The following is a 20,753-nucleotide window of genomic DNA, read 5'->3' on the forward strand; positions in this document are numbered from 1 at the left end:
AAGGACCCCCACCATGGCTCTCATCACCTCGGACCGCGCCAGGTTCCCCAACGACCCCTGGCAACTCGTGGAGACCGCCCACGTCCCCGGCAACGCCGGCACCCTGGAGACCCTGTTCAGCCTCGGCAACGGCCACCTCGGTATCCGCGGCGCGCACTGGGCCGCCGCCGACGCCGAACTGCCCGGCAGCTTCATCAACGGCTTCCACGAAATCTGGGACATCAAGCACGCGGAGAACGCCTATGGCTTCGCCCGCACCGGCCAGCGGATCCTCTACATCCCCGATGCCAACAACTTCGCGGTGGTGATCGACGGCGAGATGCTCAGCCTGGAGGAGTCCACGGTCCTGGACTACCGGCGCAGCGTGGACTTCGCCACCGGCATTTACGAGTGCCGGATCGTCTGGCAGTGCCGGTCCGGGTCCACGGTGACCACCACCGAACGCCGCGCCGTGGGCTATCAGGCCCGCGGCACCCTCGGCATCTCGCTGGAGGTCTCCGCCGACCGCGAGATCTCCGCGGACGTGACCTCCGCCGTCGTCAACCGCCAGGATCAGCCGGTGGAGGACCACTCCGCCCACGACCCGCGCCGCGCCGGCCGGCACGCCGGACGCGTGCTGCTGCCGCTCCGGCTCGACGGCGGCGACGGCTCGCTGCGCCTCTCCTGGGAGGCCGCGGAGTCCCGGCAGCGGCTGGGCATGGCCGTGGACCACTGGACCTCCGCCAACGTCCAGCCCTTCGACACCCAGGTGGACCAGGACGACAGCAGCGTCCGCTACGTCCTGGCCGTCAGCCCGGACCAGCCGTTCCGGCTGGAGAAGAGCGTCAGCTACGCCGTGGCCCGCGGCGCCGACGAGGACCCGGCGGAAACCGCCGAGCGCGAGCTGTTGCCGGTGGCGGCCATCTTCGCCCAGAGCGAGGCGCACTACCGCGAGTACTGGACCACCAGCGACATCGTGGTGGGTGGCCGGTCCGAGCTGCAGCAGGCCATCCGCTGGAACCTCTTCCAGCTGGCCCAGGCCACGGCCTGCGCCGACGTCGCCGGCATCCCCGCCAAGGGCGTCTCCGGCTCCGGCTACGACGGACACTACTTCTGGGACCAGGAGGTCTACCTCCTGCCGTACCTGACCTACACGAACCCGCACAACGCCCGGCAGGTCCTGGAATTCCGGCACGAACTGCTGCCCGAGGCCCGGGTGCGCGCCAAGGAACTTAGCGTGGACGGCGCGCTGTTCCCGTGGCGCACCATCAACGGCCTGGAGGCCAGCGCCTACTACGCCGCCGGCACCGCCCAGTTCCACATCGCCGCCGCGATCGCCTTCGCCACCAACCGCTACATCTGGGCCAGCGGGGACGCGGCCTTCCGCGAAACCCAGGGCTCCGAGCTGCTGATCGAGACCGCGCGGATGTGGGCCTCGCTGGGCTTCTTCGGCAAGGACGGGCTGTTCCACATCCACGGCGTGACCGGCCCGGACGAGTACACCGCCGTCGTCAACGACAACCTCTACACCAACGTCATGGCGCGCTTTAACCTGCGCGCCGCCGCGGCGCTGGACCACCCGGGGATCGACGACGCCGAGCGCGAGCTCTGGGAGCAGGCCGCGAACCGGATGCACCTGCCCTACGACGGCGACCTGCAGGTCTTCTCCCAGGACAACGACTTCATGACCCTGGAGCCGTGGGACTGGAACACCCCGCGCTCGAAGTACCCGCTGCTGCTGAACTTCCACCCGCTGGTGATCTACCGGCACCAGGTGCTCAAGCAGGCGGACACGGTGCTGGCGATGTTCCTGCAGTGGCAGGACTTCAGTGCCGAGGAGAAGCGCCGGGCGTTCGACTTCTACGACCCGATCACCACCGGGGACTCCACCCTGTCCGCCTGCGTGCAGGGGATCATGGCGGCCGAAGTGGGCTACGGCAAGGCCGCGCTGGACCACTTCCTGCACGCGGTCTACATCGACCTGGACGACACCCACGGCAACACGATCGACGGCGTTCACATCGCCTCGACCGGCGGCGTGTGGAGCTCGCTGGTCAGCGGGTTCGCCGGCCTCCGGGACCAGGGCGAGGTGCCCTACTTCGATCCGCGGCTGCCCGCCGAATGGGATTCCCTGGACTTCCACCTGAAGCTCAGCGGCGGCCTGCTGCACGTGCAGCTGGACCACCGGGAACTGCGGCTGGCCATGGTCGAGGGCGGCCCGCTGGAGGTCGACGTGCGCGGTGAACGCCGCACCGTCGGGGCCGACGCCGTGTCCTTCGCCGTGCAGCCGGTGGAGAGCCCCGAGCCGACGGTCTTCCCCGGCCCGGCGACGGCGTCCATCCCGGTAATCCACGCGGCGGGGTAGGGGCTCGGGGGCTAGCTCCTTCCCGCGCCCACTTCCTCGTCGAAACGGCGGGGGCTGAAGCGCGGTCCCGGATCGCCCAGCTTCCTTCCGGACCGGGGTTCCGGGTGCAATAGTGGCGGGATGATCAACCAGCAGCAGCTCTGGGACGCCGACGCCGCCTCCCGCTATGACACACCCGGCGAGGGGATGTTCGCCCCGGAGGTGCTGGAACCGACCGTCGCGGTCCTTGCCGAGCTTGCCGCCGGGGGACGCGCCGTCGAGTTCGCAATCGGAACCGGCCGGGTGGCCCTTCCGCTGGCCGCGGCCGGCGTCCCGGTGACCGGCATCGAGCTCTCCGACGCCATGATCGCAAGGCTCCGAGAGAAGGCCGGCCCGCAGGAGATTCCCGTGGTGCGGGGTGACATGGTGGAGGCCTCGGCGGGGGAGGGGTTCGCCCTGGCCTTCCTGGTCTTCAACACGATCTCCAACCTCCTGACGCAGGAGGAGCAGGTCCGGTGCTTCCGGAACGCCGCAGCCCATTTGGCGCCCGGTGGATGCTTCGTCGTCGAACTCTGGGTGCCGCAGCTGCGCTCGCTGCCGCCCGGCCGCGGGGCGACGGTGGAGGTCAGCGAGCCCGGCTACCTGCTGGTGGACACCTATGACGTGCTCCAACAGCTGGTGGTCTCGCACCATGTGCGGTTCGATCCGGACGTTTCCGGCGGCCGCGACGCTCGGATGGGCCGCACGCCGCACCGGTACATCTGGCCGGCGGAGCTGGACCTGATGGCCCGGCTGGCCGGCTTCGAACTGGAGTCCCGCTGGGCGGACTGGGACCGGAGCGAGTTCACGGCGGACTCCCGGAGCCACGTCTCGGTCTACCGGCTGCCGTCGCGCTGAGGCCTGCACGAAACGGCTGACGACGGCGGCATGGCGGCGACGCCGAGGGCTTACCGGCGCTCATCCCTCCGGTTGAACTTGGTCATCCGGCGGGCGGAACTCGCGCCGCGGAGCGGTAGAACGGCCCCCTGCCCTGCTTAGGGTGGGGGCATGTTCACAAAGATCCCGTCCCTGAGGGTGCTCGCCGCGCCAGCCACGGCCGCGGTGCTGATCCTGGCGCTGGCCGTCCTGGAGGACCGCCACTTCGACCAGAAGAGTGCGCTGCTGCTGGCGCTGGTCACGGCGGTGGCGGTGGCGGAGTTGCTCCCGGCGGCGGCCCTCGGCCTAGTCCTGGTGGCGCTGACGCTGCAGTGCCTCAGGGTCTTCCCGCTCGTCTTCCAGTCCGGGGTCCTGAACTACGCGGTGGTGCCCGTGGCTTTGTTCTTCGCGGTCCTGGGGTGGGGGCAGCGGAGCCGATGGGTCCCGGCGGCGGCCGCCGTCGTGTACGCCGGCATCGTCACGGCAACCTGGTTCACCGACCAGACCTGGATCAACTTCGTCTTCGGCACCCAGATCTACGGCCGGGGACCCCTGCGGACATTGACGTACGCTTTCCTGATTTTCGGGGCCTTCGCCGCACTGAATCTCGCCGCTTGCGCCGCCGGTACCGCCGTGAAGCGGGCCTCCCGGAGCCAGCGGGCGCAGAAGGCCGCGGAGGAACGGCTCCGCCTGACCGCCACGGAACTCGCCGTCGAACAGGAACGCAACCGCATCGCCTCCGAGCTGCATGACGTCCTGGCCCACTCGCTGACCATTATCGTCAGCCAGGCCGACGGGATGCGCTTCATCCACCGGACGGAACCCGAGGCTGTGGACCGGGCCGCCGGGGTCATCGCCGAATCCGCCCGGACCGCGCTGGTCGAAACCCGCCGCCTGGTCGAGCAGTTCTCGCCCGCACCGGCCTGCCCCGCGTCCCACCCCGGGCCGGAACTGCGGGACCTCGCGCGCCGGCTGGGTGACAGCGGCCTGCAGGTCAGGCTCCGGGAGACGGGTGCGCCGTGGCCGGTGGACGGGCACCGGCGACAGGCCATCGTTCGCCTCGCCCAGGAGAGCCTGACCAACGCCTTCAAACACGGGGACCGGAGCCTAGGCGCCGACCTCACCCTGGACTGGGACAACGACGGCCTGGAGCTGCGTGTTCTTTCCATGCTGGGTCCCGACGACGGCGGGCAGCGACCGGAACGGGCGGGGCACGGGATACCGGGGATGCGGGCCCGGGCCGCAGCGGCCGGCGGGCGCCTCGAAACAACCAGGGATGCGCGGAGCTTCAGCGTCACGGCGTGGTTGCCCCGCACCGCGGCGGACCGGAATGAGGCGGATCCCGACGGCCCGGAGGTAATGGCCGAGGATCCTGGCGTCACAGCTCGCGACACAGGCGACCCAGTCCTCGCGGGAGTGAAGCCGTGAGCGCCGCGCCGATCAGGGTGGCCGTCGTGGATGACCAGCCGCTCTTCAGCGCCGGTCTCACCATGATTCTTCGCAGCCAGCCGGACATGGAACTCGTGGGCGAGGCAGTCGACGGCGCGGCCGCCGTCGACCTCGTCCGGGAAGTGGCCCCCGACGTCGTCCTCATGGACATCCGGATGCCCGTGATGGACGGAATCACCGCCACCCGGACGGTCACCAACCACCCGCAGAACGCCACCAGGGTCATCGTCCTGACCACCATCCAGCACGACGAAGCCGTGGTCAGGGCCATCCGGGCCGGTGCCGCCGGGTTCCTCACCAAGGACACCACTCCGGACTTCCTCCTGGCGGCCATCCGCACGGTCCACTCCGGCCACTCGGTGATCGCCCCGGCCCTGACCAACGAGCTGCTGCGTGACTACACGACGCCGGAACCCGGAAATCAGGCTGCGCTCGCGGAGCTTTCAGGCCGGGAACGCGACGTGTTCGGCCTGGCCGCGAAAGGACTCGGCAACGCCGAGATCGCCGCGGAGCTGGTGCTCAGTGAGGCGACGGTGAAGTCCCACGTGGGGGCCATCCTGGGCAAGCTCGCGTTGAAGAACCGGATCCAGCTGGTCGCCTTCGCCTACGAACACCACCTGATCAGCTGAGCCGGGACCGGCGCCCGAACCTTTGCTCCGCCGCACCGGCGGGCCACGCAACTCACAGCCAACAACAAATGGGGGAACCATGAAGAAGCAGATCATCGGCGCAGTCGTCCTGGCCGTCGGTTCGGCAGCCGCGCTGGCGGCGGCCGCCATTCCCGCCGGGTCGGTGACGGCGTCCGCCGAGCCGGTGGCCGGGATCATCCGCCAGGCCGAGGCCTATGCGACGGCGGACCCGGTTGCGGAGAAGGGGATGCAGGAGGCTGTGCGGCGTTGCATGGCCGCCGCCGGCTACGACTACACGCCACCGCTGTCCACGCTCGCTATCGATCTGAACAAGGACATCGGCTACCCGCGGCTGACCGTGGAGGCAGCCAAGGCCAGCGGGTACACCTCCACTCAACCTAGGGGCCCGGGCGAAGCCGCACCCGACTCGGCGGAGGGCCGGCTCTTCGCCGACCCGGCGTTCGTGGGGGCGCTCTCGGGCTCCTCAGACGATGTCGCTAAAACGGGCACCACGGGCGCGCTAAAGGGCGGCTGCCACGGCGACGCCATGACCCGGATCTACGGCAGCCCCGAGAACTACATGCTCGCCACGGGTGTGGCCTACAACTTGGTCCTGCCAGCCACGCTTTCCTCCTCGCAGGATCCGGGCATTGCCGCGGCGGTGAAAGCCTGGACCGACTGCATGAAAGAGACCCCGTACCCCTCCTTCGCCAACCCGGCCCGGGCTGTCGAGGCGGGACGGGCCGCGGGCGGTCAGGAGGAGTTCCGGATCGCGGTCACGGACGCCGTCTGCCGTGACCAGACCGGGTTCCACAAGGCCTTGGACGCGGTCCTGGACAAGTACCTGACCACCCGGATGCAGGAACTGGCCCCGCAGATCGAGCGGGTCAAGGAGATCCGGCGCGCGGCCGCCGCCAACGCCGCGGCCCTGGGATCGGCGTCGTCGAACTAGCCCAACCTCCGCCCGCTTCGACGGCTCCCCGCGGATTCGACGCTTCTAAGCGTCTATCTGGCAGGGAACCGTCGAAACGGCGAGAGCGTGCGCCCCGAGGGTTCGGTCTAGGCGGCGGAAGCGGACCCGCGGAACCTACCCCTGCAGGTCGGCGTGGTGGATGGCCGCGACGTTCGGGTGCGCCCGCAGCCGGTAGCGCAGCGCGTTATCGCCGTAGGTCTCCAGGATGGGGCTGTCGGTCGGGTCCACGGACAGGCCGCGGGCCTTGGCCTGGAACTCCGCGTTCATGGCCAGCTGCGGCATGGTGGCGTCCAGCGCCGGGTTGTAGAAGAACGGCAGCGAGATCCGGTCCGTGCCCCTCGCCGGGGAGATGACCCGGTGCAGCGTGGCCTTGAGGTAGCCGTTGGTGGCCAATTCCAGCATCTCGCCGATGTTCACCACGAACGTCCCGGGCACCTGCGGCGCGTCGATCCACCGGCCCTGGTACTCCACCTGCAGGCCGCCCTTGTCCGGCTCCACCAGCAGGAGGGTGAGGACGCCGCCGTCGCGGTGCGAGCCGACGCCCTGCTTGGGTTCGTCGCCGGATTCGCCCGGGTAGCGGACGATCTTCAGCATCGGGAACGCGCGGTCACCGAAGGCGTCGTCGAAGCTGTCCTCGGGGGCGCCCAGGGACACGGCCAGCGCGCGGAGCAGGTTCAGCGAGATCGTGCTCAGCCGGTCCGTCCAGGCGGCGACCACGTCGCGCATCCCGGGCAGCTCCGCCGGCCACAGGTTCGGGCCCTCGAGGCGCCAGTAGTCGGCAACGCCGTCGCCCGGCTCAACCGCTGGCCGTTCGACGCCGATGTCGATCTGCTCGCGCCAGTCCACTGCCCGGTCCGTGAGCTCGGCGCCCATCCGGGTGTAGCCGCGGAACTGCGGGCTGTGGATGTTCTCCACGGCGAGCTTCTGCTCCTCCGGCAGGTCAAAGAACCGCCGGGACGTCTCGAGCATGGCGTCCACCAGGTCCTGGGGGATGCCGTGGCCGGAAAGGTAGAGGAACCCGACGTTGTGCATGGCGTCGCGGAGTTCGTCCCGGAACCGGGAGGCTTCCTCCGGCCCGGCGTTCAGCCGGGAGTAGTCCAGAACGGGGAGTGATTCGAGTGACACGGTCCTATAGCCCTTCGTGGCGCGATGTGGAAATCGAAGTCCTTAATTTCTTCAACGTTACGACCGGATGCCCGCGGCGGCAGCACTGCATTTCGAAATGCGTCACCGCCTTGTGCGGGCCGGAGCGATGGGGTATTTCCGACGACGGCGGCGCGTCCGGCGGCGCCGCCGGCGCCAACGGCGGACCCGCCACCGGCGTGCAGGAGATCACGGTTGGAATACAGCCGGGGACCGCGCGGTTGCCGCCTAAAGGATGGGCCGCGCACCTGCTGCGGCCAGTCTTCACCCGGGGCGGGGACCGCCGCGCGGCGCCGCATCGGCGTCGTTCGCGGCCCGCGCCCACACCGGCTCAACCCAGCCAGAAACGGAGATGGTGGACCAATGACTGCCTACAAGACAGTGAACCCCGCGACCGGAGAGACGGAAAAGGAATTTCCGCTCGCAACCAAGGAAGAGGTCGAGACGGCGCTCGCCGCCGCTCAGCAGGCTTTCCTCGAGTGGCGCAAGGCGCCGGTAGAGGAACGCACCAAGGTCATCGCCCGGGTCGCCGAGCTGTACCGGGAACGCGAGGACGAACTGGCGCGCCTGATTGCCAAGGAAATGGGCAAGCCCGTGGTCGAGGCCCGCGGCGAGGTCAAGCTGGTCGCCTCGATCTACGACTACTACGCCTCCGAGGGCCCCGAATTCCTCAAGGACGAACCGCTGGAGGTCAAGGGCGGCGGCGACGCACTCGTGCGCTCCACCCCGATCGGCCCGCTGCTGGGCATCATGCCGTGGAACTACCCCTACTACCAGGTGGCCCGCTTCGCCGCGCCCAACCTGGTCCTGGGTAACACCATCCTGCTCAAGCACGCCGGCAGCTGCCCGCAGTCGGCCCTCGCGATCGAAAAGATCTTCCACGACGCCGGGCTGCCGAAGGGCGCCTACACCAACCTCTTCCTGGACAACGACCAGGTGGCGGAGATCATCGCGGACTCCCGCGTCCAGGGCGTGTCCCTGACCGGCAGTGAGCGGGCCGGCGCGGCCGTGGCCGAGGTCGCCGGGCGGAACCTCAAGAAGTACGTCCTCGAGCTCGGCGGCAGCGACCCGTTCATCGTGCTCGACTCCGATGACCTGGACGCCACCGTCAAGGCCGCCGTCGGGGGCCGCATGGGCAACGCCGGCCAGGCTTGCACCGCGTCCAAGCGGTTCATCGTCCTCGAAGACCTCTACGAGCCGTTCGTGGAGAAGTTCACCGAGCGGATGGCCCGGATCAAGCCCGGCGATCCCCAGCAGGAAGACACCCGGTTCGGTCCGCTGTCCTCCCAGAGCGCCGCGGACGGCCTGGTCGAGCAGATCAAGGACGCCGTGGACAAGGGAGCCACCCTGCGCACCGGCGGCCACAAGGTTGACGGCCCCGGCGCCTATGTGGAGCCCACCGTCCTCACCGACGTCACCCCGGAGATGCGGGCGTTCTCCGAGGAGCTGTTCGGCCCGGCCGCCGTCATCTACAAGGTGGCCAGCGTGGAGGAAGCAATCGACCTGGCCAACGGCTCGCCCTACGGCCTGGGCGGATCGGTGTTCAGCGCCGACCCCGCGAAGGCCCAGGACGTCGCCGACCAGCTGGACACCGGCATGGTGTTCATCAACTCGGTGGCCCAGACCCAGGCGGACATGCCCTTCGGCGGCGTGAAGCGCTCCGGCGTCGGCCGCGAGCTGGGCCGCTTCGGCATGGACGAGTTCGTCAACAAGAAGCTCATCCGCACCCCGCGCTAAAACGCCGACGGCGCCGCCGGCCGCCGTGCGAAAAGCTTCGGCGCTGCCGGCCACTCACGGCCGCGGACGGGGGCAACTGCCTCCGTCCGCGGCCGTCGCCGTGCCCGATGCGGGCGTGGCCTAGTCTTTAACCCTGGACAACGTTCAGCACCCTTATGGTTTATGAGAGGCGATGATGGCCAAGCGCAGCAACCCGGCGATGAAGATTGCCCAGCAAGCCGCCCACAGCGCGATGTTCGACGCCGAGGGCAAGCCCAAGCCCGGCGTGCACAACGTGCTCCTGCGGGCCGTGGAGATCCAGCGGCCGCTGGTCCTGGCGAACCTGCGGAGGCTGCAGAAGAAGCACCCGCACGCCAGCGCCGCGCAGCTCGCCGCGATCCTGGAACGCAACTACCTCATGGCCGTCACCGGGGGAGGTGCCCTGGTGGGCGGCTCCGCCGTCGTCCCCGGCGTCGGAACCGTGGCCGCGCTGGGGCTCTCCGCCGCCGCGACCGCCGGCTTCCTGGAGGCCACCGCCCTGTTCGCCACGTCCCTGGCCGAGCTGCACGGCGTGCGGCTGGAGGATCCGGAGCGCGCCAGCACCCTGGTCATGGCGATCATGCTCGGCGAGGAAGGCACCACGCTGCTCAGCTCCCTCAGCGGCCAGGCCGCGGGCCAAGGCAAGGGCCCCACCCAGGCATGGGGTTCCCTGTTCGCCCGGCGCGCCCCGCTGGCCGGCTTCGGTTCGGTCCGCGAGCAGATCCAGCGGGCCTTCCTGCGCAACCTGCTCAAGCGGCAGGGCACCGCGTTCCTTGGCCGGGCGCTGCCGTTCGGCGTCGGCGCCGTGGTGGGCGGCGTCGGCAACCGCATGATGGGCCGCGCCGTGATCGAGAACGCCAAGGAAGCCTTCGGCCCCATGCCGATCACCATTCCCGGCGACCTGCACTCCGCTGACATGAACACGGGCGACGCCGTAACCGGCCTGAAAGGGGCGCGCGGTGGATCTGAACGCTGACCTCGGGGAGTCGTTCGGCTCCTGGACCATGGGCGACGACGCCGCGATGTTCCCGCTGGTCACCAGTGCCAGCGTCGCCTGCGGGCAGCACGCCGGTGACCCGGTGACCATGCTGGACACCTGCCGCGCGGCCTACGAACTCGACGTCCGCGTCGGCGCCCACCTGGGTTACCCGGACCTGGGCGGCTTCGGCCTGCGCGCCATGGACATCAGCTTCGATGACCTGTTCGGCTCGGTGCTGTACCAGCTCGGGGCGCTCGACGGCGTCGCGCACGCCGTGGGTGCCTCCGTGGACTACGTCAAGGTCCACGGCGCGCTGTACGACCGCACGGTCCACGACGAGGAGCAGGCCTCCGCCGTCGTCGCCGCCGTCCAGGCCTACGATCCGGGCCTGCCGGTCCTGGGGCTGGAGGGGTCCGCCCTGCTGCGGCTCGCCGCCGAGGCCGGCAGCCCGGTCTTCCACGAGGCCTTCGCCGACCGCGCCTACCGTCCGGACGGCACCCTGGTACCGCATCTGGAGAACGACGCCTTCATCGAGGATCCGGACGAGATCGTCCGGCGGGCGGTGCGGCTGGCGCTCAAGGGCGAGGTCGAAGCGATCGACGGGACCGTAGTGAAACGCACGCCGCACTCACTCTGCCTGCACGGCGACACCCCCGGCTCGGTGGCTGTGGCCGCCGCCGTCCGCTCCGCGCTGGAGCAGGCCGGCGTCGAGCTGGAATCCTTCGCATAGGAACCGTTTGGACGCCGTCGCGCGCACGCCCCCTGTCCGGACCGCGGACCTGAACGGTCCGGATGCCGCCGCTGTTGGCGGGCTGGTGGCCGCCTACCTATTGCAGACCGAGCGGGAAAAGGCGGCGCAGCTTGGCGGAGCGCCGTTTTCCGGGGTACTTCCGGAGCGGTACCGCCGTGAGGTGGATGACCCGGCGGGAGCCTATGCCGGCGCGAACGTCCTCCTGGCGGACGCGGGGACGGGACCGGCCGGCGTTATCACGGTTCACCGCGCCGGAACGGCCTGGGAGATCAAGCGGATCTGGGTTAGTCCGGCAGCCCGCGGCCTGGGGGTCGGTGCGGCATTACTCGACGCCGCGCTGGAGTTCGCCGACGAGGCCGGGCACGATCCCGTCCGGCTCACGGTGTGGGACTGGCGGGAGGACGCCATTGGGCTCTACCGGAGGCGCGGATTCGTCCCCGTCCCGTCGTGGGAGGACAGGGCCCGGCTCATCTGCATGGAGCGTGCCGCTGCACCCCGAGCTGAGCACTCGCTTGGCAGCTGCGCAGACGATTGAGAAGCCGGCCGGCGGGATCTAAACAGCGGATTCTCCGCTTGACCCCGAGGGGGTGTACCACTCCCACTCGCCGTCGTCGGTGATGCTGCCTCCCATGGCGCCGAACATCCAGGGGGTGATTCCCGTGGGATCGCCGCCGACACGGACAAACATCCCGCGTTTCGTACGGGCGCTGCTGAAGTGAGCGGGCAGATACAGGCCCACTCCCAGGCCACATCCGAGCAGGAAAAACAGGATCGACAGGATGCCGATGGGGTGACGGTCGGTGAGGAACACGTACCCGACCGCCGCCCCGACGCCGACCAGAAGGCCCCAAAAAACCGTCCAGAATGCCGCCCAGAACCGGAGGCTTCTGTTGCTGGGCCGCTGATTGGGATCGTTGTTGCGGTGCAGGCCGGAAGGTGTTCCCTCGGAACCGGCGTCGGACGATCGCTTCACAGAAGCAGTCTAAACGTGCCGAGTGCCCCGCCTGGTGAGGGTCCCGTGCGCCCGTTCGGCCCCGTTCCTACCCGAACACCAAATTCGCGACCGTGAAGATGGCGAGCCCGGCCAGCGCCCCCACCACGGTGCCGTTGATGCGGATGAACTGCAGGTCCTTGCCGACCTGGAGCTCGATCTTCTCCGAGGTTTCCTCCGCGTCCCAGCGCGCCACGGTGTCCGTGATGACGCCGGCAATGTCGGAGCGGTAGTTGTTCACCAGGTACCCGGCGGCGTCGCCCACCCAGGCGTTGACCTTCCCGGCGAGTTCGGGGTCCACCGTGAGGCGGGTGCCGAAGTCGTGGACGGCCGCCTTGAACCGGACCGTCAGCTCGCTGTGCGGATCGTCGACGGCGGTCAGCAGCGCCGCCTTGACGGTGCCCCAGGTGCGGGAGGCGAGCTCGCGGACCTCCGGGTCACCCAGCACCTGGGCCTTGACGCCCTCGGCCCGGGCAATCATCACTGGGTCGTGTTGCAGGTCATGCGCCAGCGACTTCAGGTACGTGTCGATGGAGCGCCGGACCTGGTGCTGGGGGTCGGCCTGCACCGCCTTCGTGAACTTCAGGATCTCCACATACACCTTGTCGCCCACCAGACCGTCCACGAAACTGGGCACCCAGGTGGGGGAGCGGTCCGTGACCACCCGGTTGACGGTCTCGTGGTTGTCCCGGACCCAGTCCACCGTGCGGTCCACCAGGAGGTCCACCAGCGCGTGATGGTGCCCGTCCTCGAAGATCCGCTCCGCGAGCCGCCCCACCGGCGGCCCCCACGGCGGGGCGAGCAGATGCCGGCGCACCATGCCCTCGATGACGGCCTGGACGTCGTCGTCGTTCAACACCGTGAACGCGCCCCGGATCACCGCCGCGCCCTCCTTCGCCACCCGCTCGGCGCCGCCGGGGCCGGAGAGCCAGCCGCCGACCTTGCGGGCGACGTCGACGCTGGCCAGCTTCTCCTTGACCACCTGCTCGGAGAGGAAGTTGGTCTCCACGAACTCGCCCAGCGACGCCCCGATCTGGTCCTTGCGCCGGGGAATGATGGCGGTGTGCGGGATCTTCAGGCCCAGCGGGTACTTGAACAGCGCGGTCACGGCGAACCAGTCCGCCAGCGCACCCACCATGCCGCCCTCCGCCGCGGCGCGGACGTACTCCAGCGCCGGGTACTGCTTCTGCAGGGCGAAGGCGACGACGAACACCACCGCCATCCCGATCAGGAGCGATCCCGCCAGCATTTTCATCTTCCGCAGCGCCGCTGCCTTCGCGGCATCGGCAGGGGAGAGCCGGTGGTTCGCGCCCGCCGCTATGGCGCCGGCACGGGATGGTCGCTCAGAGTTCACCTGCATGTGCCCAGCCTAGCCGGGCCCCCGGACCCCGGGTCCGCTAACGTGTTCGCATGACCATTGAGGAGTCCGCTGCCGCCCGCCCGCTCGTCTACGCCCACCGGGGAGCCAGCGGGGCCTTCGCGGAGCACACCCGCGCCGCCTACCTGCAGGCGATCGCCGACGGCGCCGACGGCGTCGAGTGCGACATCCACCTGACCCGCGACCAGCACGCCGTGCTGCTGCACGACGCCACCCTGGACCGCACCTCCAACGGCACGGGCCCGGTGGCCGAACGCACCCTGGACGAACTCCGCGAGCTCGACTTCAGCTCCTGGAAGGGCGCCCGCATCCCCGAGGCGTACGGGGCGAAGTCCGAGCAGTTCCTGACCCTGCCCGAACTCCTCGACATCCTGCGCACCGCCGGCCGCGAGATCGGCCTGGCCATCGAGTTCAAGCACCCCAGCCCCTACCAGCTCAAGCTCGAGGACCGGGTACTGGAGGTCCTCACCGCCGAGGGCTGGGACCCGGCCACCGGCATGCTGGAGAACATCCGCGTCTCCTTCATGAGCTTCAACCCGGATTCCGTCCGGCACCTGCTGCAGACCGTCCCCGCCGAGGCCATCTGCCAGCTGGTGGACGACGTCGACGTCGACGAAGTGCGGGAGAGGTTCAGCGTCGGCTCCATCACCGGCAACGCGATGGCCAACGTCATGAAGGCTGCCCAGCTCGAGGGCGAGGAACTGCTGGACCAGGGCGCCGTGGGCCTGGCCGGGCCAGGCATCGACTACGTCCGCGAATTCCCGGACACGGTCCGCCGCTGGCTCGAGTCCGGCCGCCGTTTCCGGGTCTGGACCGTCGACGCCCCCGAGGATGTGGACCTCTGCCGGGAGGTTGGCATCCAGGAGATCACCACCAACCGCCCGGCCGAGGTCCTGGAGCGGATCTCCGTCAGCCTGTAGCGGCCGGTCCCCGTTCCACCGCCCCTAGCGGAACTGGGACAGGGAGGACAGGGCGGCGTCCACCGATCGGTTCTCCCACGGCCGGCGCTGGCGCAGGGTTTTTCCCGGGAGGGCCTGGTCCCCTTCGGGGGTGACGGTGGCCTGGCGTGCGGTCTTGCGGGAGGTCCTCATGGTGCTGCTTTCGTTTGTAGCGGTTCTGTCAGGCTCCAGTGAACAACCTCAAGTGAACTTGAGGTCAAGCCGGGCGCGTGCCAGACTGCACGGGTGCCGTCCGCTACTGATTCCCTGCTCTCCGTCGGTGAGGTCGCGTCCCGCGCCGGGATCACCGTGCCGGCCCTGCGCTACTACGAGGACCGCGGCCTGGTGCAGTCCCAACGCACCAGCGGCAACCAGCGCCGCTACAGGCGGACCACCCTGCGCCGTCTGGCCGTGGTGGCGGCCGGCCAGCGGGTGGGGCTGAGCCTGGAGCAGATCAAAGCCGCCCTCGACGGCCTGCCCGCGGACCGGGCCCCGAACCAGGCGGACTGGACCGCCATCAGCCGGGACTGGGCGGGGCTGGTGGCGGAGCGGATCCGCGAACTGGAGGTGCTGGGCGAGTCCCTGGACAGCTGCATCGGCTGCGGCTGCCTGTCGCTGGGCCGCTGCTCCCTGGTCAACCCGGGCGACGAGGCCGCCGCCGAGGGGGCCGGTTCCCGCTGGGCCCGGCGCGCCCGCCGGGCTGCCGGGGCCGACGCTGGTGCAGACCGAGGACCCGGACAGAACTAAGGCCTGGCCCGCAACCCCAGGCGAACTCCGGCGTCGGCTACGCCGCCACGTCCCGCCGCCGCCAGCCCGCGTAGCCCAGCACCGCCAGGACCAGCGCGACGGCGGTCAGCCACGCCAGGGCGGGCACGGCGTCGGCGGTCACCGGCAGCAGCGGCGAATGCCGGAACGGGGAGGCGTCCATCAGCCAGCCCGGGGCGTTCCAGAGCACACCGAACTCGCCCAGGGCCACGAACGCCAGCAGCAGCACCCACACCCCGGCGGCCAGCCGCGGCAGCCAGCCGAACACCGCCAGCGCCAGCCCCGCCAGCACCCAGGCGGCCGGGATCTGGGCCAGGGCCGCCACCGTGGACCGGCCCACCAGCGACGGGTCCTGCACCGTCAGCGCCGCCCCGATGCCGATCGAGACCCCGGCCAGCACCATCAGCACGGCGGACCCGGCCAGAGCGAAGCCGAAGTGGCTGGACGCCCAGCGGGCCCGAGTCGCCGTCGTCGCCAGCAACGCCTCCGCATGGCCCGCGGACTCCTCGGCCCGCAGATGGTTCGCCGCGGAGACCGCATACGCCGCCGCCAGCAGGCCCATGATGCTGATCTCCGCGGCAAGGAAGGCGTCGCGCAGCGCGGCCGCCCCGCCCAACAGCCGGATCAGGTCCTGGGCGTTGGCCGAACTCAGCATCTCCGCGACGTTCCCGATCAGCGATCCCACCACCACCCCGAACACCACGAACGCGATGGCCCACGCCAGCCACACCTTGTACTGCAGCCGCACGGCCAGGGCCCACACCCCGGACACGGACCCCAAGGCCGGGCCGGGGCGTTCGGCCCGCAACCCGGCACCCAGGTCCCGCCGGGCCCGCAACGCGAAGGCCGCCGGAATGAGGACGGCACTGAGCAGGACCGGCAGTACCAGGACCCACCAGTGATCACCGGCGAAGGCCCGGATTTGCTGGTTCCAACCGATGGGGGAGAGCCACGACAGGAACGAAGGTCCGGGTTCGGCCAGGTCGCCCACCGCGCGCAGTCCGTATGTCACCGCGATCACGCCCACGCTGAATCCGTTGGCGGCCCGGGCGCCGGCCGTCAGCTGGGCGGCAACCCCGGCCACGGCGCTGAACGCGAGCCCGGTGGCGGCCCAGCCCAGCCCGAACGCCAGCGACCCCTCAGCGGGCAGCCCGCCTGCGGCCAGCCCCGCGGCGGTCAGCAGCCCCACGCCCAGGCTGCCTGTGAGGGCAATGATGAGCGCGGCGGCCAGCGGGGCGTCACGGCCCAGCCGTCCGCCGCCGAGCAATTCCAGCCGTCCGCTCTCCTCGTCGGCCCGCGTGTGGCGGATCACCAGCACGGCCATCAGGACCGCCAGGATGGCGGTCATGAACGCCGTGTACTTGATCAGGGAGAGCGCGCCGAGGGACGCCGGGTCGTAGATCCGGCCGAACATCGCCACCATCGAGGCCGTGGCGTTGAGCGCGTCCGCCGCCTCTACGCGGCTGCGCACGTCCGGATACAGCTCGGCGCCGGCCCGCGCCGTGGAATAGGCGACGACGGCGAAGCCCAGCACCCAGCCGGGCAGCAGCCAGCGGTCTCGCCGCAGCCCCAGCCGCAGCAGCGTCCCCGTCCCGGCCAGGGTCTCAGGCATCGGAGGAACCCCGGCCAAAGGTTCCCGCCCCGTAGTGGCGCAGGAACAGGTCCTCCAGCGTCGGCGGCTGGCTGGTCAGGGACTTCAGGCCCGCGGCGGTCAGGGCCTGCAGGAAGGGGGCCAGTCCGGCCGGATCCACCTGCGCGCTGACCCGGTGGTTGACCACGGCGACGTCGTGGACCCCGGGCAGCCGGTCCAGCCCCGGCGGGACGGCCGCGACGTCGGCGGTGACGGCGGTCCGGGTCAGGTGCCGCAGCTTCTCCAGTGGGCCGGTCTCCACCACCCGGCCGGCGCGGATGATGCTGACCCGGTCCGAGAGCGCCTCCGCCTCGCTCAGGATGTGGCTGCTCAACAGCACCGTCCGGCCCTGGTCCCGGAGCGCACGGACGCAACCGCGGAACGCCTCCTCCATCAGCGGATCCAGGCCGCTGGTGGGCTCGTCCAGCAAAAACAGCTCGGCGTCCGTGGCCAGGGCCGCCACCAGCGCCACCTTCTGCCGGTTGCCCTTGGAGTAGGCGCGGGTCTTCTTGGTGGGGTCCAGCTCGAATAATTGCAGGAGCCGGTCCCGCTCCGCCCGGTCCTGGCCGCCCTGCAGCCGGCCCAGCAGCTCGATCACCTCGCCGCCTGTGAGGTTCGGCCACAGCGAGACGTCACCGGGGACGTAGACCAGCCGGCGGTGCAGGGACGCCACGTCCTTCCACGGGTCCAGGCCCAGCACCCGCGCCGTCCCGGCGTCGGACCGCAGCAGCCCCAGCAGGAGCCGCAGCGTGGTCGACTTGCCCGAGCCGTTCGGCCCCAGGAACCCATGGACCTCCCCGGCGGCCACGGTGAAGTCCAGGCCGTCCAGCGCCGTCACGGTTCCAAACCGCTTGACCACACCCGCCATTTCCACGACGTTGCCCATAGCCACCACGGTACCCCCGGAGCGGGCTCCCGGATCCCCTGCGGAAGGTCCCGTTTCGCGTGCCGGTTTGCGTGCCCGTTCCCAGCAACGGCGCGGCCGCCGCGTCGCCGGCGGGAGCCCGTTCGTTGGCGCCCCCGCGGTGTGGTTGCATGGATGCATGCCTTTTCGCTGGTCCCCCGGGGCAACCCGAACCCTGTCCGCCGCCGCCCTGAGCGGACTGTTGCTGGCCAGCGCCGCAAAGCACTTCCGGGACCCGGGCTTCTTCGCCCCGCTGGTCCCCTCCTACCTCTGCCGCGACGACTCGGGCACGCAGCGCAACGGCCCGCTGGCGGTCCTCTCCCGGGACGAATGGGTTGCCGCCACGGGACTGCTCGAGGGCGCCGCGGCCGCAGGCCTCCTGCTGCCCCGGACCCGCCGAATCAGCGCCGGCTGCGTCACCGCCCTGTTCACCGCGTTCCTGACAGCCCACGTTGACGCGCTCCATACCGCCCTCGGGCCGGCGGGATCTCCCAAGGCCCGAACGCTGCACGGGATCCGGCTCCCGTTGCAGGCGCCGCTGATCGCCTGGTCCTGGAGCCTGGCGAGGGCGCCCCGGCAGACACGCCGGTGAGGACCGCGCTCACCCCGGCGGTCCGGATCGGGCTGTCCATCAGCGTCGCTACCGGGCTCTACGGCATCTCCTTCGGCGCCCTTTCCGTCGCCTCCGGGCTGGACTTCTGGCAGACCATGGCGCTGAGCCTGCTGCTGTTCAGCGGCGGCTCGCAGTTCGCCTTCATCGGCGTGGTGGCCGGCGGCGGCTCGGGACTGGCCGCCATGGGCGCGGCCACCCTGCTGGGCATGCGCAACGGGATTTACGGCATGCAGTTGAACGCCTTGCTGCAGCCCAAGGGCTGGCGGCGCTTCGCCGCGGCGCAGGTCACCATCGACGAATCCACTGCCACCAGTACCGGCCAGACGGACCCGGACGAGCAGCGCCGGGGGTTTTGGACCGCCGGCGTGGGGGTGTTCGTGCTGTGGAACATCTTCACCGCAGTGGGTGCGCTCGCCGGCAGCGCCATGGGGGACCCCAAGCAGTGGGGGCTCGACGGCGCCGCGGTGGCCGCCTTCCTGGGGCTGCTCTGGCCGCGGCTGAAGGGCCGCGAACCCGTGGCGATCGCCGTCGTCTGCGCGCTCGCCACCGTGCTGGCCGTCCCACTTGTCACCGCCGGGGTGCCCATCCTGGTGGCCGCGCTGGTGGCCGCCGTGTTCGGCTGGTTCAGTTCCGGCCCGCGTGACGAGGGCCTGGAGCCCGACGTCGACCCCTACCCCGGGCGTGAGCACGGGCGCGGGCACGGCGCCGGGGCGGCCACGGGGGAGGGCGCATGACGCTCTGGCTATGGCTGCTGCTCTCCTGCGTGCTTGCCTATGCGTGGAAACTGCTGGGCTACCTGGTGCCCGCCGCGTGGCTGAAAAACCCACGGATTTCCCGCGTGGCCGGGGTGATGACCATCGGGCTCCTCGCCTCCCTGACGGTGGTCAACGCGGTGGCCTCCGGGCAGGCGCTGGCCCTCGACGCAAGGGTGGGCGCGCTGGCCGCGGCCGCACTGGCCCTGCTGCTCAGGGCGCCGTTCCTGGTGGTGGTGCTGGCCGGCGCCGGTGCGGCGGCCGGGTTGCGGCTGCTCGGCTGGGGGTAGCGGCGCCTACTAGTGCGCGCACGCGTGCCCGGCCTTTAGCCCCTAGCCGGTGCCCGGCCGCCGGTGACAGCATCCAGTGATGACCACCAACGAGCCTGACAATGTCGCTGCCCGCGACCCGGAAGGCGCCGATCCGGAGCATTCCACCCCGGAAGGGGCGCGACCGGAAGGGGCACAACCGGACCCGGCACAGCCGGCGAAGGGGCACGACCGTGCGGCCGCGTCCCGCGCCGCCGGCGGCATCCCCACCGGAGCAGTGTCCACCCGCGACCTGCAGGAACTGGCGCGGCGCCGCCGCGAGGCCGAGGAGAAGCTCCAGCAGCACCTCGAGGAGGCCAAGCACAAGCCGGCCCACCACGATGGCGGGCACCACGACACCGGGCAACGCGGCACCGGGCAGCATGATGGCGGCCACCACGACACCGGCGGTCCGGGGGGGGAACCCGGACACGGCTGAGGGCAGGCGCCGGAAACCCGCGCCTGCCCTCAGATCACCCGCCCGTCCGGGCGGAAACGCTGCTACTCGCCGTCGACCGTGACGACGATCTTGCCGCGGGTGTGGCCTTCCATGTTGTCCCGGAAGGCGTCCGCGGTGCGCTCCAGCGGGTAGGTCTTGGCGACCTCCACGCGCAGGCCGCGGCTGTCCACCAGGTCCGCGAGTTCCTGAAGCTGGGTGCCCACCGGGTTCACCCACATCCAGGTTCCGCCGTGCTGTTCGACCTCGGCGTCCGCGATCGAGGCGTGCTTGCCGCCGTCGGCCAGGACGGCCAGGGTCGCGTCGAGGACACCGCCGACGAAGTCGGCCACGATGTCCACGCCCTCGGGGCGGAGGGCGCGGACGCGGTCGGCAAGGCCCTCACCATAGGTGACGGGTTCCGCGCCGAGGGAGCGGAGGAAGTCGTGGTTCTTCTCCGAGGCGGTGGCGATCACGGAGGCGCCCAGGGACTTGGCGATCTGGATGCCCAGGGAGCCGACGCCGCCGGCTCCGCCGTGGATCAGGACGGTCTTGCCTTCGCCCGTGCCGAGCCGGGTCAGGACCTGGTAGGCGGTCAGGCCGGCCAGCGGCAGGCCGGCGGACTCGTTCCAGTCCAGGGTGGCCGGCTTGCGGGCGAGGACCCGCTCCGGGAGCGCGATGTACTCGGCGAAGCTGCCGCCGTGGACGTAGTCCTTGCGGCCATAGGCGATGACCTCGTCGCCGGGCTGGTACTGCGGGGCATCAATGCCCACGGATTCCACCACGCCGGCGACGTCCCAGCCGGGAATCGCGGGGAACTGCAGGTCCATCATGCCGTCGAGTCCGCCGGAGACGATCTTCCAGTCAACCGGGTTCACGGAGGCTGCCCTGACCTTGACCAGGACCATGCCGGGGCCCACCTTGGGCATGGGCTGGTCGGTCAGTTCGAGGACGTCGGGGGTGCCGTATTCGCTGTACGTGATTGCCTTCATGCAGGCGTCAACGGACGCGTCCGGGCCGCTATTCCGCACCGCCGGGGTGAAAGCGGTCTCAGTGGGCGGCACCCATGCCGGCGAGCTTCAGGATGAGCCCCAGGCCTTCGGGCGTGCCGGGCCAGTGCC

22 protein-coding genes are annotated in these 20,753 nt (G+C 70.6%); 15 read left to right on the forward strand and 7 right to left on the reverse strand.

What is annotated here, in order from left to right; genetic code table 11:
* The first annotated feature begins 13 nt into the window (after positions 1 to 13).
* The 5 genes from ACFUCU_RS05625 to ACFUCU_RS05645 all read left to right on the forward strand — a co-directional run bounded on the left by ACFUCU_RS05625 (position 14) and on the right by ACFUCU_RS05645 (position 6,268).
* Positions 14 to 2,344, forward strand: a complete 2,331-nt coding sequence (locus ACFUCU_RS05625) for a glycoside hydrolase family 65 protein (protein WP_377971240.1) — start codon at positions 14 to 16, stop codon at positions 2,342 to 2,344.
* Between the two features lie 120 nt (positions 2,345 to 2,464).
* On the forward strand, positions 2,465 to 3,220 hold the full coding sequence (locus tag ACFUCU_RS05630; protein WP_377971242.1) for a class I SAM-dependent DNA methyltransferase: 756 nt from the start codon (positions 2,465 to 2,467) through the stop codon (positions 3,218 to 3,220).
* Between the two features lie 150 nt (positions 3,221 to 3,370).
* Positions 3,371 to 4,666: a sensor histidine kinase gene (locus tag ACFUCU_RS05635; protein WP_377971243.1), complete on the forward strand. Its 1,296-nt coding sequence runs from the start codon at positions 3,371 to 3,373 to the stop codon at positions 4,664 to 4,666.
* A complete protein-coding gene (locus ACFUCU_RS05640) occupies positions 4,663 to 5,316 on the forward strand; it encodes a response regulator (protein ID WP_377971245.1) in 654 nt (217 codons plus the stop codon). The genes ACFUCU_RS05635 and ACFUCU_RS05640 overlap by 4 nt, the downstream gene beginning before the upstream one ends.
* A 79-nt stretch (positions 5,317 to 5,395) precedes the next feature.
* A complete protein-coding gene (locus ACFUCU_RS05645) occupies positions 5,396 to 6,268 on the forward strand; it encodes a hypothetical protein (RefSeq protein WP_377971246.1) in 873 nt (290 codons plus the stop codon).
* Between the two features lie 135 nt (positions 6,269 to 6,403).
* Here the strand turns inward: ACFUCU_RS05645 and ACFUCU_RS05650 are convergent, their stop codons facing one another.
* A complete protein-coding gene (locus ACFUCU_RS05650) occupies positions 6,404 to 7,414 on the reverse strand; it encodes an isopenicillin N synthase family dioxygenase (protein WP_377971248.1) in 1,011 nt (336 codons plus the stop codon).
* A gap of 381 nt (positions 7,415 to 7,795) precedes the next feature.
* Between ACFUCU_RS05650 and ACFUCU_RS05655 the strand changes: the two genes are divergently transcribed.
* The 4 genes from ACFUCU_RS05655 (at position 7,796) to ACFUCU_RS05670 (ending at position 11,452) form a co-directional block, all read left to right on the forward strand.
* Entirely contained in the window at positions 7,796 to 9,169 is a 1,374-nt protein-coding gene (locus ACFUCU_RS05655) for an NAD-dependent succinate-semialdehyde dehydrogenase (RefSeq protein WP_377971250.1), read from the forward strand.
* A 175-nt stretch (positions 9,170 to 9,344) separates the two neighbouring features.
* Positions 9,345 to 10,163, forward strand: a complete 819-nt coding sequence (locus ACFUCU_RS05660; RefSeq protein ID WP_377971252.1) for a hypothetical protein — start codon at positions 9,345 to 9,347, stop codon at positions 10,161 to 10,163.
* Complete coding sequence (locus tag ACFUCU_RS05665; RefSeq protein ID WP_377971254.1) at positions 10,147 to 10,896, forward strand: LamB/YcsF family protein; 750 nt, start codon at positions 10,147 to 10,149, stop codon at positions 10,894 to 10,896. The genes ACFUCU_RS05660 and ACFUCU_RS05665 overlap by 17 nt, the downstream gene beginning before the upstream one ends.
* A gap of 7 nt (positions 10,897 to 10,903) precedes the next feature.
* Complete coding sequence (locus ACFUCU_RS05670; protein WP_377971256.1) at positions 10,904 to 11,452, forward strand: GNAT family N-acetyltransferase; 549 nt, start codon at positions 10,904 to 10,906, stop codon at positions 11,450 to 11,452.
* A gap of 18 nt (positions 11,453 to 11,470) precedes the next feature.
* Here the strand turns inward: ACFUCU_RS05670 and ACFUCU_RS05675 are convergent, their stop codons facing one another.
* Both ACFUCU_RS05675 and ACFUCU_RS05680 read right to left on the reverse strand, forming a co-directional pair.
* A complete protein-coding gene (locus ACFUCU_RS05675) occupies positions 11,471 to 11,890 on the reverse strand; it encodes a hypothetical protein (protein WP_377971258.1) in 420 nt (139 codons plus the stop codon).
* Between the two features lie 67 nt (positions 11,891 to 11,957).
* The gene (locus ACFUCU_RS05680; protein WP_377971259.1) at positions 11,958 to 13,268 is read right to left on the reverse strand and encodes a DUF445 domain-containing protein; all 1,311 of its coding nucleotides are present in this window, start codon (positions 13,266 to 13,268) and stop codon (positions 11,958 to 11,960) included.
* A 50-nt stretch (positions 13,269 to 13,318) separates the two neighbouring features.
* Here ACFUCU_RS05680 and ACFUCU_RS05685 point away from each other — a divergent pair, with 50 nt between their 5' ends.
* Entirely contained in the window at positions 13,319 to 14,206 is an 888-nt protein-coding gene (locus ACFUCU_RS05685) for a glycerophosphodiester phosphodiesterase (protein ID WP_377971261.1), read from the forward strand.
* Positions 14,207 to 14,230: 24 nt separating this feature from the next.
* On the opposite strand, the gene ACFUCU_RS05690 is transcribed toward ACFUCU_RS05685, so the two are convergent.
* Complete coding sequence (locus tag ACFUCU_RS05690) at positions 14,231 to 14,377, reverse strand: hypothetical protein (RefSeq protein WP_290256928.1); 147 nt, start codon at positions 14,375 to 14,377, stop codon at positions 14,231 to 14,233.
* Positions 14,378 to 14,470: 93 nt separating this feature from the next.
* On the opposite strand from ACFUCU_RS05690, the gene soxR reads away from it, so the two are divergent.
* A complete protein-coding gene (gene soxR / locus ACFUCU_RS05695) occupies positions 14,471 to 14,971 on the forward strand; it encodes a redox-sensitive transcriptional activator SoxR (RefSeq protein WP_377971263.1) in 501 nt (166 codons plus the stop codon).
* 37 nt (positions 14,972 to 15,008) lie between these two features.
* Here soxR and ACFUCU_RS05700 read toward each other — a convergent pair whose 3' ends face one another.
* Positions 15,009 to 16,601, reverse strand: a complete 1,593-nt coding sequence (locus tag ACFUCU_RS05700) for an ABC transporter permease (RefSeq protein ID WP_377971265.1) — start codon at positions 16,599 to 16,601, stop codon at positions 15,009 to 15,011.
* Positions 16,594 to 17,505, reverse strand: coding sequence for an ATP-binding cassette domain-containing protein (locus ACFUCU_RS05705; protein ID WP_377971267.1), 912 nt, complete (start codon positions 17,503 to 17,505; stop codon positions 16,594 to 16,596). The genes ACFUCU_RS05700 and ACFUCU_RS05705 overlap by 8 nt, the downstream gene beginning before the upstream one ends.
* A gap of 157 nt (positions 17,506 to 17,662) precedes the next feature.
* Here ACFUCU_RS05705 and ACFUCU_RS05710 point away from each other — a divergent pair, with 157 nt between their 5' ends.
* The 4 genes from ACFUCU_RS05710 (at position 17,663) to ACFUCU_RS05725 (ending at position 19,635) form a co-directional block, all read left to right on the forward strand.
* Positions 17,663 to 18,115, forward strand: coding sequence for a hypothetical protein (locus ACFUCU_RS05710; RefSeq protein ID WP_377971268.1), 453 nt, complete (start codon positions 17,663 to 17,665; stop codon positions 18,113 to 18,115).
* The gene (locus tag ACFUCU_RS05715; RefSeq protein WP_377971269.1) at positions 18,112 to 18,870 is read left to right on the forward strand and encodes an AzlC family ABC transporter permease; all 759 of its coding nucleotides are present in this window, start codon (positions 18,112 to 18,114) and stop codon (positions 18,868 to 18,870) included. The genes ACFUCU_RS05710 and ACFUCU_RS05715 overlap by 4 nt, the downstream gene beginning before the upstream one ends.
* The gene (locus ACFUCU_RS05720; RefSeq protein ID WP_377971270.1) at positions 18,867 to 19,178 is read left to right on the forward strand and encodes an AzlD domain-containing protein; all 312 of its coding nucleotides are present in this window, start codon (positions 18,867 to 18,869) and stop codon (positions 19,176 to 19,178) included. Before ACFUCU_RS05715 ends, ACFUCU_RS05720 begins: the two co-directional genes overlap by 4 nt.
* Before the next feature lie 79 nt (positions 19,179 to 19,257).
* Positions 19,258 to 19,635 carry a hypothetical protein gene (locus ACFUCU_RS05725; RefSeq protein WP_377971271.1) on the forward strand — a complete coding sequence of 126 codons (378 nt, stop codon included), beginning with the start codon at positions 19,258 to 19,260 and terminating at the stop codon, positions 19,633 to 19,635.
* A gap of 62 nt (positions 19,636 to 19,697) precedes the next feature.
* On the opposite strand, the gene ACFUCU_RS05730 is transcribed toward ACFUCU_RS05725, so the two are convergent.
* Positions 19,698 to 20,624 (reverse strand): NADP-dependent oxidoreductase, encoded by a 927-nt coding sequence (locus tag ACFUCU_RS05730; RefSeq protein WP_377971273.1) that lies wholly within the window; start codon positions 20,622 to 20,624, stop codon positions 19,698 to 19,700.
* Positions 20,625 to 20,753 lie beyond the last annotated feature (129 nt).

Source organism: Arthrobacter sp. NPDC057259, from assembly GCF_042668995.1.
Taxonomy (GTDB): domain Bacteria; phylum Actinomycetota; class Actinomycetes; order Actinomycetales; family Micrococcaceae; genus Arthrobacter.

Bases quoted from the DNA above. Each gene is read 5' to 3' on its own strand.
- ACFUCU_RS05625 (WP_377971240.1), top strand. From the start codon at position 14: ATGGCTCTCATCACCTCGGACCGCGCCAGGTTCCCCAACGACCCCTGG.
- ACFUCU_RS05630 (WP_377971242.1), top strand. From the start codon at position 2,465: ATGATCAACCAGCAGCAGCTCTGGGACGCCGACGCCGCCTCCCGCTAT.
- ACFUCU_RS05635 (WP_377971243.1), top strand. From the start codon at position 3,371: ATGTTCACAAAGATCCCGTCCCTGAGGGTGCTCGCCGCGCCAGCCACG.
- ACFUCU_RS05645 (WP_377971246.1), top strand. From the start codon at position 5,396: ATGAAGAAGCAGATCATCGGCGCAGTCGTCCTGGCCGTCGGTTCGGCA.
- ACFUCU_RS05655 (WP_377971250.1), top strand. From the start codon at position 7,796: ATGACTGCCTACAAGACAGTGAACCCCGCGACCGGAGAGACGGAAAAG.
- ACFUCU_RS05660 (WP_377971252.1), top strand. From the start codon at position 9,345: ATGGCCAAGCGCAGCAACCCGGCGATGAAGATTGCCCAGCAAGCCGCC.
- ACFUCU_RS05680 (WP_377971259.1), bottom strand. From the start codon at position 13,268: ATGCAGGTGAACTCTGAGCGACCATCCCGTGCCGGCGCCATAGCGGCG.
- ACFUCU_RS05685 (WP_377971261.1), top strand. From the start codon at position 13,319: ATGACCATTGAGGAGTCCGCTGCCGCCCGCCCGCTCGTCTACGCCCAC.
- ACFUCU_RS05690 (WP_290256928.1), bottom strand. From the start codon at position 14,377: ATGAGGACCTCCCGCAAGACCGCACGCCAGGCCACCGTCACCCCCGAA.
- ACFUCU_RS05700 (WP_377971265.1), bottom strand. From the start codon at position 16,601: ATGCCTGAGACCCTGGCCGGGACGGGGACGCTGCTGCGGCTGGGGCTG.
- ACFUCU_RS05705 (WP_377971267.1), bottom strand. From the start codon at position 17,505: ATGGGCAACGTCGTGGAAATGGCGGGTGTGGTCAAGCGGTTTGGAACC.
- ACFUCU_RS05710 (WP_377971268.1), top strand. From the start codon at position 17,663: ATGCCTTTTCGCTGGTCCCCCGGGGCAACCCGAACCCTGTCCGCCGCC.
- ACFUCU_RS05720 (WP_377971270.1), top strand. From the start codon at position 18,867: ATGACGCTCTGGCTATGGCTGCTGCTCTCCTGCGTGCTTGCCTATGCG.
- ACFUCU_RS05725 (WP_377971271.1), top strand. From the start codon at position 19,258: ATGACCACCAACGAGCCTGACAATGTCGCTGCCCGCGACCCGGAAGGC.
- ACFUCU_RS05730 (WP_377971273.1), bottom strand. From the start codon at position 20,624: ATGAAGGCAATCACGTACAGCGAATACGGCACCCCCGACGTCCTCGAA.